Source organism: Neobacillus sedimentimangrovi (assembly GCF_010614825.1).
GTDB classification, from domain to species: Bacteria; Bacillota; Bacilli; order Bacillales; family Cytobacillaceae; genus Neobacillus; species Neobacillus thermocopriae.
The window spans coordinates 1-10,291 of sequence record NZ_JAAFZF010000070.1; the positions used below are offsets into that span (position 1 = coordinate 1).

Sequence of the window (10,291 nt, forward strand, 5' to 3'; positions counted from 1 at the left end):
GAGGGTTAAGAAGTCTATTCGAAAGATATCAAGAGCTACGTCAAACTTAATTGAACCGCCGTATACCGAACGGTACGTACGGTGGTGTGAGAGGTCGGGGGTTAGTCACCCCCTCCTACTCGATTCTGAGATAAAAATAAATGTCTAGCGTTAGGACCTTAACGGCGAGAGACCTTCTCGTTTCTCCCTGCGATCAGTCAATATTGAAATATCTCCGGCTCTTCGTGTATCTTTTACCTCGAGTTATAGCATTTAATAAGGTAGTTTACTATAATAAAAAGCATTGCATTGACCGAAAGCGACCGCTTTTGATAGGTGACTTACTGCTGATACCAGGCCGCTTGCGCTTTTCAGATGGAGACATTTAATATGAAATAAGGATGGAGGAGCTAATTCATGTGATAGCTCCTTGCTTTTTATTTTTTTGAAAGGGCGCCAAGCACGAATCCGCCAAGTAAACCAAATATATGAGCGGTTATATTAATGTTAGGCTCCACAAATGTCATAACTAAACTAATGATAGCAAGGGTAATAATGATTTGTGAATTTTGCTTGGAAAGAATATTTTTTCGAAAAACAATAATAGCGATATAGTAGCCGAACAGACCAAAGATTGCTCCGCTTGAACCAACATGGGTATAGGTCAACGGTTCGATAAAAAGGGTGGCGATATTGGCGATCAGCCCAGAAACAAGATATACTAGCAAAAATCTACTGCCACCTAGCATTCTCTCAAGCCCTGGGCCAAATAATATTAATGAAAAGCTATTGAAAAGTACATGAGAAAATCCGCTATGCATAAAAATGGGTGTAATAAGGCGCCAATATTCTCCATTTATTATATAAAGGTTAATACCTGAAAAGGTTTCAATGAACCATAGGTTGGGGAATATTGGTAAAATGGTAAACAGGTATAATGCGATATGTATACCTACAATGATAGAAACAATCGGGTAAAAGCGAATAAATTCGCGAAAGCTTTCCGTTCTTGTAAACATAGATGAACCTCCTCTCACTAACTATCATAGACTTTATTTCTACCTTGTACACTATTATGCGATTAGAAAAATAAATAGAAGGAAGGATACGATGATTAAAGGAATCGGCATTGATATTATTGAACTATCTCGGATTGAAACTCTTATAAACCGACAAAAGAAATTTGTTGACCGGATTTTAACTGTCAGTGAAAAGGCAAGATATGAGGAGTTACAGGACAGAAGAAAGATCGAGTTTTTAGCGGGAAGATTTGCAGCCAAAGAGGCCTTTTCTAAAGCGGCAGGCACCGGAATTGGGGGAGAGTTGTCGTTCTTGGACATAGAAATCTCGACCGATCAGGCTGGAAAACCGATTATTGTTAAACCGGCTATACGGGCGCATTTGTCTATTTCCCACAGCCGAGACTATGCCGTCGCCCAAGTAATAATTGAAGAGGAATCAAATTTTTAAAAATAAAACAGCTTGGGCATATTCCTAATCCTTGTCTCATATATTCGTAAGGAAAATGGGAGAGACAAGGTCAGCTACGGTTATTTTGAAAAACAAATGACTTGAAATTCAAGGAATTTGTTTTGAACCCTGCCTGAACCCTGCTTTTCTCTTCTCTACATGGAAATGAAATGAGACAAGAAGGGGCTGAAGGAATGAAGAAAAAGTTGTTGCTGCTGATGACAGGGCTGATGGCCATCTTTTTACTTGCAGCATGCGGTTCCAAGTCACAAGATGATGTGGTCAAGGAGTTAAACGGGAAACTCGAGGACTTATCTAGCTATAAGATGAATGCAAAAATGACGTTAAGAATGGGCACTGATTCACAAACGTATGATGTAGAAATCTGGCATATGGATCCTTCCTACTATCGTGTGAATTTAAAGAACGCTGAAAAAGATCAAAGCCAAATGATTTTAAGAAATAAAGAAGGGGTTTTTGTACTGACACCCGCACTTAAAAAGAGCTTTCGTTTCCAAAGTGATTGGCCGACCAATAGCAGCCAAGCGTATTTATACGAATCATTAATTAAAGATATTGTTGCAGATAAAGGGGCTAAATTCTCAGCAACAAAAGAACATTATGTGTTTGAAACAAAAACACGTTATCAAAACAATAGTATGCTCCCAGTGCAGGAAATTAAATTAAATAAAAAGGATTTGACACCTGCTTCCGTAAAAGTAATGGATTCTGATGGTAATGCTCTTGTCACTGTAAAGTTTGAAAAGGTTACATTTAATGCCAACTTTGACAAGGACGATTTTGATATGAAGAAAAACATGACTCGCGCTGACCTCGATATGCCAGCCATGGCAGACGAAAAAGATCCATCCTTTACGGTTAAATACCCTACTTATGAAATTCAGGGTACAAAGCTAACGGGTGAAAAGAAAATGACAATCGAAGACGGTAAGCGGGTTGTTCTCACTTATGAAGGAAAAGAAAAATCCTATACTCTTGTTCAAGAAAAAGTAAAAGTAAAAGAGGCATCCACATATCCAACTTATGTGGAGGGAGACCTCGTTGATTTAGGGATTACAATTGGAGCAGTAACAGATAACTCCCTCACTTGGACATATAATGGAGTAGACTATATGATTGCTTCGAATAACCTAACAAAAGAAGAAATGATTGAAGTGGCGAAATCTGTTCAAGGAGAAGCAGTGAAGTAGACTCTTTTCATAGCAGGCTCTTAAGGGGCCTGTTTTTTTTATGGTATAATAAATAACAAATGATTTGGGGAAGTGGAAGTCACATGGAAGAAGTGGAATGCTTTTATAGAGATACATGGGTGGAAGTGGATCTGGAACGAATTACAGAAAATATACGATCTATTCAGAGTCTTCTCCCTCAAGGCGTAGATATGATTGCGGTGGTAAAGGCAAATGCCTATGGACATGGTGATATCCAAGTGGCAAAAACAGCGTTAGAAGCAGGGGCTACCTATTTGGCAGTTGCCTTTTTAGACGAAGCCATAGCTCTAAGAAAAAATGGGATCAACGCACCAATTCTTGTATTAGGCGCTAGCCGTCCTCAAGACTGTCAAATTGCGGCAAGGAATCATATTACCTTAACTGTTTTTCAAAAAGAATGGCTCGAGGAAGCAAAAAATTATTTAAAAGCTGAGGACAGATTTAAATTTCATTTGAAAATAGACACTGGCATGGGAAGAATCGGTGTACGAACGAGCAAGGAAATAAATGAGATTGAGGAAATAATCGCCAATGATGATCGGTTTGAGCTCGAAGGCGTTTTTACCCATTTTGCCACAGCAGATGAATTGGACAACACTTATTTTGAACATCAATTGGTGAAATTTGAAAAGCTGGTTGCCTCTCTTGCTAAAAAGCCAAAGTATATTCATTCGAGTAATAGCGCCGCATCGATTCGGTTTCCAAGAGCTTATTTTAATGCCGTTCGAGTCGGGATTGCCATGTACGGTTTAACCCCTTCGTTAGAAATGGAAAAAGAAATCCCTTTTCCGTTAAAGGAAGCTTTCTCATTAAAGTCGAAGCTTATTCATGTAAAAAAACTGCAAAAGGGAGATAAAGTGAGCTATGGCGCCACTTATACGAGTGAAGGAGAAGAATGGATTGGAACAATACCAATTGGGTATGCTGACGGCTGGATTCGAAAACTTCAGGGGCAGGAAGTGCTTGTTAATGGAATTCGCTCACCGATTGTAGGAAGAATCTGTATGGATCAATGTATGGTTCGCCTTCCGTATCATGTTCCAGTTGGTACGGAGGTAACTCTAATTGGTAGACAAAAAGAAGAAGTGATTTCTGTAAATGAAATTGCAGCCAAGCTTGATACTATTAATTATGAAGTGACTTGTATTATTTCTAAACGTGTCCCTCGACTTTATAAAAAAGGCGGAAAATTTGTCGAAGTAAAAAACTATCTTCTTTAAGTTCTTTTAGTTACAGTTTATTAAAAGAAAGTCTATTTATGATTTTACTGTTGATTTGTGCATAAAAGGTTGTTTTATTGGCTTATAATACAATAGGAAATATATTTAGTCTATGCATGGTAATCGTTTAATGGTATTATAAACTATGGTATAGATAAATGGAGACTCGCCAAATGTTAAATCCTTTTGGACGGTTCATGAGGCGACGCTGCAAAAATGCCAATCGATAATCAATCCTAATTGGCGATAAATTGGTGTGTAGTGATGGTGGAGGTGTATGTTTGTGGCTGAATCCAGCGCAACTACGGAAATCTTGGTAAAGTTACCGCAACATCTATTAACTGAATTAGATGGGTTTGTTAAGCAAGAAAATGTAAATCGAAGTGAGTTTATCTACCAGGCAACAAAAATGTATTTGCGCGAACGAAAAAAGAGACAAATTCGCGAATCCATGAGACGTGGGTACATGGAAATGGCAAAAATTAATCTTCGAATTGCGTCAGAAGCATTTCAAGCAGAATATGAGGCAGAGCATACAGTTGAACGACTTGTAAGTGGAGGATAATCCTTTGATTGTCAAGCGTGGTGACGTATATTTCGCGGACCTATCCCCAGTTGTTGGTTCTGAACAAGGCGGAGTCCGTCCTGTACTTGTCATCCAAAACGACATCGGGAATCGGTTTAGTCCCACAGTTATTGTTGCAGCGATTACAGCTCAAATTCAAAAAGCGAAGCTTCCTACTCATGTTGAAATTGATGCGAAGCGCTACGGATTTGAACGAGATTCGGTCATTCTGTTGGAGCAGATTCGTACAATTGATAAGCAGCGGTTAACCGATAAAATAACCCATCTCGATGACGAAATGATGGAGAAAGTGGATGAAGCCTTGCAAGTAAGCTTAGGTCTCATCGATTTTTAGTCATAAAACACGCTCTTTTGTAACAAAGGGCGTGTTTTCGTACATAATGCTGTGCCCATACCTTCATACTGCTTAAGCAAGCTTTTATAGCTTGCTTTTCTTATTTTATTAAGAAAAAAATTGCGACTTTAAGAACTGTCTAGCTCCAGCCCCCTAACGGCGAGACGACTTCGAACTCCGACCTCCGATAAGTCAACATCGAATCACCTCCGTCTTATCGTGTTTCCTATATCTCAGTTGGAGTTCACCACAAGGAAGACTTCGACAGCATAATCATCGCACGACCGAAAGCGATAGCTTTTGGGAGGAAGCCATACGCCGCTAAACAGGGGGCTTTCGCTTTTCAGAATAGATAAGAAAATATTTTATTGACTTCGAGAACTGTCTAGCTCCAGCCCCCTAGCGTCTAGTGTCTTTCGGTCTCCGCCCTACGATAAGTCAACATCGAATCGCCTCCGCCTCATCGTGTTTCCTATATCTCAGTTGGAGAGCACCACAAGGAAGGCTCCGATAGCATACACATCGCACGACCTGTAAATGTCAAAATAAGAATGCACAATTTTGATTGTATAGTGATGTACAAAAATGATTTTATGGATAATTATGTTATTAAGTGGTGGATAGTAATAACTTGACATGGAGCCTCTACGGGCATGACTTACGAGCCAAGAAGCCAGCAATATCAATAGCTGGCTCCGCCTAACAAGACTATCATGCCCGCCTCTCCATGTAAAGTTGCCCTAAGGCAATGAGAGAAGCTATATAGCTTTAAACAATCATTTTTGTACATAGTTAAATTAGCATTTCCACACGACCGAAAGCGGTAGCTTTTGGGAGGAAGCCATACGCCGCTGACCAGGGGGCTTCCACTTTTATATGAAACTCCTTATGTTATTTGATACAATAAGAAAAAATGGACAGGAGGAAGACTTTGGTGACTGAAACCGTTGTAAAAGAGGATCAGCTATTAGGGAAGGTTGCTGGTGAACTGACAATTTCCATTAAACAGGTTAAAAATGTAATTTCTTTATTGAATGAAGGAAATACAGTTCCATTCATTGCCCGTTATCGAAAAGAAATGACCGGTGCGTTGGATGAGGTGCAAATTAGAAATATTCTTGAGCGTTGGCAATATATCCAGAACCTTGAACAAAGAAAAGAAGAGGTTCTCCGCATGATTGCCGAACAAGGAAAACTTACGGAAGAACTTCAACAAAGCATTCAAAAGGCTGAAAAACTTCAAGAAGTGGAAGACTTATATCGTCCATATAAACAAAAAAGACGCACTAAGGCAACCATTGCTAAAGAAAAAGGACTTGAGCCGCTAGCCGATTGGATGCTTATTTTTTCTAATCAAAGTGTTGAAGAAAAAGCAAAAGAATACTTATCGGAGGAAAAAGAGGTACTTACAGTTGAAGAGGCAATAGCCGGTGCAAAGGATATTATTGCCGAAAGGGTGTCGGATGATGCGGAAAGCCGGAAATGGATTCGCCGCGAAACCTTTAAATCTGGTACCGTTGTCTCTACTGTAAAAGATGAAGAAAAAGACGAAAAAAATGTATATGAAATGTATTATGAGTACGAGGAACCAGTCAATAAAATCGTGCCCCATCGTATACTTGCTTTAAATCGGGGCGAAAAGGAAGAGATTCTAAAGGTATCTGTTAAAATCAACCCGGATATCATTATGGATAAATTGTCTAAAATATGGATCAAAAACTTGCATTCTCCTGCAGCCGAATTTGTAATGGAAGCTATAGAGGATAGTTACAAGCGTTTAATTCAACCTTCCATTGAACGAGAAATTCGTAGTGAATTAACCGAAAAAGCGGAAGAGCAGGCGATACATATCTTTTCAGAAAATCTCCGGAATTTATTATTGCAACCGCCGTTAAAAGGCAAGATGGTATTAGGGGTAGACCCGGCCTATCGGACAGGATGTAAACTAGCGGCTGTGGATGAAACAGGAAAGGTATTAAAAATTGATGTCATTTACCCACATCCGCCTGTTTCAAAAACAAAGGAAGCTAAAGAAAAGCTGACTAACATCCTTCGTGAATTTAAAATAGAAGTGGTTGCAATCGGAAACGGGACAGCCTCAAGGGAAACAGAGCAGTTTGTCGCCGATGTTTTAAAAGAAGTGGATCAAGAAATTTTTTATTTAATTGTAAATGAAGCGGGTGCAAGTGTATACTCCGCTTCGGATCTTGCGAGAGAAGAGTTTCCAGATCTCCAGGTTGAGGAAAGAAGTGCAGTTTCGATTGCCCGACGTCTGCAGGACCCACTTGCTGAATTAGTAAAAATTGACCCAAAATCGGTAGGAGTAGGTCAATATCAGCATGATGTGTCACAAAAACGGCTTTCTGAGTCACTAAATTTTGTCGTCGAAACCGCAGTAAACCAAGTAGGGGTAAATGTAAACACTGCATCCCCATCATTGCTTCAGTATGTAGCTGGTCTAAATAAAACCACTGCAAATAATATTGTCAAAATGCGTGACGAAAACGGAAAGTTTACTAGTCGTGCCCAATTAAAGAAAGTACCGCGTCTAGGTGCCAAAACATATGAACAGGCCATTGGTTTCTTACGTGTACTAGATGGAGAACAGCCGCTAGATCGTACGGGTATTCACCCGGAAAACTACCCTGAAGTAGAAAAATTATTGCAAAATCTAGGGTTCTCTACAGCTGATTTAGGAACAGAAGAATTGAAGTCCGCCTTAAGCAAATTAGATCTTAAATGTGTTTCAAATGAACTTTCCATTGGTGAGTTAACATTAAAGGATATAGTTGATGCCCTTGTTAGACCAGAAAGGGACCCGCGCGATGACCTTCCTCGTCCACTGCTGAAAAAAGATGTACTTAAACTTGAAGACTTAAAACCTGGTATGGAACTACAAGGTACAGTTCGAAATGTGGTAGACTTCGGAGCATTTGTTGATATTGGAGTGAAACAAGACGGTCTTGTGCATATATCGAAATTAAGTAATCGTTTTGTAAAGCATCCATTAGATATTGTTTCCGTAGGGGATGTTGTAACTGTCTGGGTGGATTCAGTAGACATGAAAAAAGGCCGTGTAGCACTAACCATGTTGCAGCCGTCATAAATAGTTTAAGGACTGTTTTCAAACGGATAAACACTGCTTTTAGATTACCTATGCTACAGCGCTAATTGGACTAAAGGCCATAAGCCAATTCGTCAAGAAGGATCAATAGAAAGCGACCTTCTTATCGGCGTGTCTTATGGCGTTCGTCCTATAATAAAGTGCTAAGGTTATTTAAGAGCCGTGTTTTTTTCTGTAAAAAAACCAGCATTGGTTTAACAGTTTAATTTGGTAACGGTTCTTTTCATAGAAAGCTCTTTTCATTTGGTTTTGAAACCAAGTAGGCATATTTAAACCTCCCGAAAAGTCAATTCCTCCTAAGGGTATAAACAATATATGCTATAATAGGTTGTCACGTTCGATTGAAAGCGAGTGGAGGAAAAAATGTTGGATTCAGAACTTCAATTATTGGTTGAAAAAATCTCCATTGATTCATTCGGAAAACCATTTAGACATAAAGCAATGTTTAATCCTCGATTACGTACAACTGGCGGCCGTTATATTTTGAGGACACATAATATTGAAATTAATAAAAAGTATTTAGAGCAAGTTGGTGAGGAAGAATTAGTTGGAATTATTAAACATGAGCTTGTTCACTATCATCTTCACCTTGAGGGAAAAGGGTATCAGCATCGTGATCGAGATTTTAAACTATTGTTAAAAAAAGTTGGAGCACCGAGATATTGCAATCAGTTACCTAATGAAAAAAGAAAGCCATTAGTTAAAAAGATTCTCCTTTATAAATGTACACAATGCCATTTACCCTATCATAGAAAAAGAAGAATTGACACAACCCGGTATGTTTGCGGAAAGTGTAGGGGAAAACTAGAAAAGGTAAAGGAATTCTTCATGAAATAAATGATTTACTAAATCCCAAATTTTTTTAAAAAATTAGTGTTGACATTAGATTGTCTCGTCATTATAATTTAAAGAGTCGACAGGGCGATGACCTGTTGGAAGATATGAAATGATGTTATTCGCAGTAATCTATGATTACTAATTATTCCGCAGTAGCTCAGTGGTAGAGCTATCGGCTGTTAACCGATCGGTCGCAGGTTCGAATCCTGCCTGCGGAGCCATATTGGGGAAGTACTCAAGTGGCTGAAGAGGCGCCCCTGCTAAGGGTGTAGGTCGCGCAAGCGGCGCGAGGGTTCAAATCCCTCCTTCTCCGCCATAAGTTCTTATATCTGGCCCCTTGGTCAAGTGGTTAAGACACCGCCCTTTCACGGCGGTAACACGGGTTCGAATCCCGTAGGGGTCATCAGGAATGGAAAATGAGCATTAGGCTTATTTTCTGTTTCTTATTCTTTGGTCTGGTAGTTCAGTTGGTTAGAATGCCTGCCTGTCACGCAGGAGGTCGCGGGTTCGAGTCCCGTCCAGACCGCCATTTATAGGTAAATACTTTTTGTTGGGCTATAGCCAAGCGGTAAGGCAACGGACTTTGACTCCGTGATTCGCTGGTTCGAATCCAGCTAGCCCAGCCATTAATTTTGCGGGTGTGGCGGAATTGGCAGACGCACCAGACTTAGGATCTGGCGCCGTAAGGCGTGGGGGTTCGACTCCCTTCACCCGCACCAATAAATTCTAGTTGAAAAAACTAGATTTCGTGTTATAATAGTTTTTGTCTCTAATTTTTAATGCGGTCGTGGCGGAATGGCAGACGCGCTAGGTTGAGGGCCTAGTGGTGGCAACACCGTGGAGGTTCAAGTCCTCTCGGCCGCACCAAAAAAATGTGTTGACATAACGATTGGGTTATGATATAATATAAAAGTTGTTTTTAATAGAGCGCCCGTAGCTCAATTGGATAGAGCGTCTGACTACGGATCAGAAGGTTATGGGTTCGACTCCTGTCGGGCGCGCCATATAAATATTTAATTCCGGGAAGTAGCTCAGCTTGGTAGAGCACTTGGTTTGGGACCAAGGGGTCGCAGGTTCGAATCCTGTCTTCCCGACCATTATAAAATATATTTGCGGGTGTAGTTTAATGGTAAAACCACAGCCTTCCAAGCTGTTGTCGTGGGTTCGATTCCCATCACCCGCTCCATAAATGTTATTGTTCTTTGAAAACTAAACAACCAAAAACGTCAACAAATCACAACATTCGTTTCTATCGAAACGAAGCCAACGTTAATTTTATGAGCTAATCAACTTTTTTGGAGAGTTTGATCCTGGCTCAGGACGAACGCTGGCGGCGTGCCTAATACATGCAAGTCGAGCGGACCAATAGAAGCTTGCTTCTGTTGGTTAGCGGCGGACGGGTGAGTAACACGTGGGCAACCTGCCTGTAAGACTGGGATAACTTCGGGAAACCGGAGCTAATACCGGATAATTCATCCCCTCGCATGAGGGGGTGCTGAAAGTCGGTTC

The 10,291-nt window shown here is 40.3% G+C and carries 9 protein-coding genes, 10 tRNA genes and 1 rRNA gene; 18 read left to right on the top strand and 2 right to left on the bottom strand.

The features are described 5' to 3' along the window. Positions 1–416: 416 nt before the first annotated feature. Complete coding sequence (locus GZA11_RS15440) at positions 417–998, bottom strand: rhomboid family intramembrane serine protease (protein WP_038538749.1); 582 nt, start codon at positions 996–998, stop codon at positions 417–419. Between the two features lie 91 nt (positions 999–1,089). Between GZA11_RS15440 and acpS the strand changes: the two genes are divergently transcribed. From acpS to GZA11_RS15470, 6 genes are all read left to right on the top strand, one after another. After that, complete coding sequence (acpS, locus tag GZA11_RS15445; RefSeq protein WP_038538752.1) at positions 1,090–1,449, top strand: holo-ACP synthase; 360 nt, start codon at positions 1,090–1,092, stop codon at positions 1,447–1,449. A gap of 194 nt (positions 1,450–1,643) precedes the next feature. Further along, a complete protein-coding gene (locus tag GZA11_RS15450) occupies positions 1,644–2,660 on the top strand; it encodes a LolA family protein (RefSeq protein ID WP_038542030.1) in 1,017 nt (338 codons plus the stop codon). Positions 2,661–2,743: 83 nt separating this feature from the next. Next, entirely contained in the window at positions 2,744–3,901 is a 1,158-nt protein-coding gene (gene alr, locus GZA11_RS15455) for an alanine racemase (RefSeq protein ID WP_163184334.1), read from the top strand. Positions 3,902–4,184: 283 nt separating this feature from the next. Then, positions 4,185–4,466: a CopG family ribbon-helix-helix protein gene (locus GZA11_RS15460; protein ID WP_038538759.1), complete on the top strand. Its 282-nt coding sequence runs from the start codon at positions 4,185–4,187 to the stop codon at positions 4,464–4,466. Between the two features lie 4 nt (positions 4,467–4,470). Further along, positions 4,471–4,821 (top strand): type II toxin-antitoxin system endoribonuclease NdoA, encoded by a 351-nt coding sequence (ndoA, locus tag GZA11_RS15465; RefSeq protein WP_038538762.1) that lies wholly within the window; start codon positions 4,471–4,473, stop codon positions 4,819–4,821. A 913-nt stretch (positions 4,822–5,734) separates the two neighbouring features. After that, on the top strand, positions 5,735–7,927 hold the full coding sequence (locus tag GZA11_RS15470; RefSeq protein WP_204317776.1) for a Tex family protein: 2,193 nt from the start codon (positions 5,735–5,737) through the stop codon (positions 7,925–7,927). A 171-nt stretch (positions 7,928–8,098) separates the two neighbouring features. Here GZA11_RS15470 and cmpA read toward each other — a convergent pair whose 3' ends face one another. Next, a complete protein-coding gene (gene cmpA, locus GZA11_RS15475; protein ID WP_144242979.1) occupies positions 8,099–8,212 on the bottom strand; it encodes a cortex morphogenetic protein CmpA in 114 nt (37 codons plus the stop codon). Between the two features lie 96 nt (positions 8,213–8,308). Between cmpA and GZA11_RS15480 the strand changes: the two genes are divergently transcribed. The 12 genes from GZA11_RS15480 to GZA11_RS15535 all read left to right on the top strand — a co-directional run. Next, positions 8,309–8,782 carry a SprT family protein gene (locus GZA11_RS15480; protein ID WP_038538767.1) on the top strand — a complete coding sequence of 158 codons (474 nt, stop codon included), beginning with the start codon at positions 8,309–8,311 and terminating at the stop codon, positions 8,780–8,782. Between the two features lie 146 nt (positions 8,783–8,928). After that, positions 8,929–9,003: transfer RNA gene (locus GZA11_RS15485), tRNA-Asn, on the top strand. 4 nt (positions 9,004–9,007) lie between these two features. Next, a tRNA-Ser gene (locus GZA11_RS15490) sits at positions 9,008–9,098 on the top strand. A 15-nt stretch (positions 9,099–9,113) separates the two neighbouring features. After that, positions 9,114–9,185: transfer RNA gene (locus GZA11_RS15495), tRNA-Glu, on the top strand. Between the two features lie 49 nt (positions 9,186–9,234). Then, a tRNA-Asp gene (locus tag GZA11_RS15500) sits at positions 9,235–9,311 on the top strand. Positions 9,312–9,333: 22 nt separating this feature from the next. After that, a tRNA-Gln gene (locus GZA11_RS15505) sits at positions 9,334–9,408 on the top strand. Between the two features lie 8 nt (positions 9,409–9,416). Then, positions 9,417–9,501: transfer RNA gene (locus GZA11_RS15510), tRNA-Leu, on the top strand. 62 nt (positions 9,502–9,563) lie between these two features. Further along, positions 9,564–9,649 (top strand) — tRNA-Leu (locus tag GZA11_RS15515). A 60-nt stretch (positions 9,650–9,709) separates the two neighbouring features. Continuing rightward, positions 9,710–9,786: transfer RNA gene (locus GZA11_RS15520), tRNA-Arg, on the top strand. A 16-nt stretch (positions 9,787–9,802) separates the two neighbouring features. Beyond that, positions 9,803–9,879: transfer RNA gene (locus GZA11_RS15525), tRNA-Pro, on the top strand. A 15-nt stretch (positions 9,880–9,894) separates the two neighbouring features. Beyond that, positions 9,895–9,968 (top strand) — tRNA-Gly (locus GZA11_RS15530). Between the two features lie 106 nt (positions 9,969–10,074). Next, a 16S ribosomal RNA gene (locus GZA11_RS15535) occupies positions 10,075–10,291 on the top strand; the annotation flags it as partial.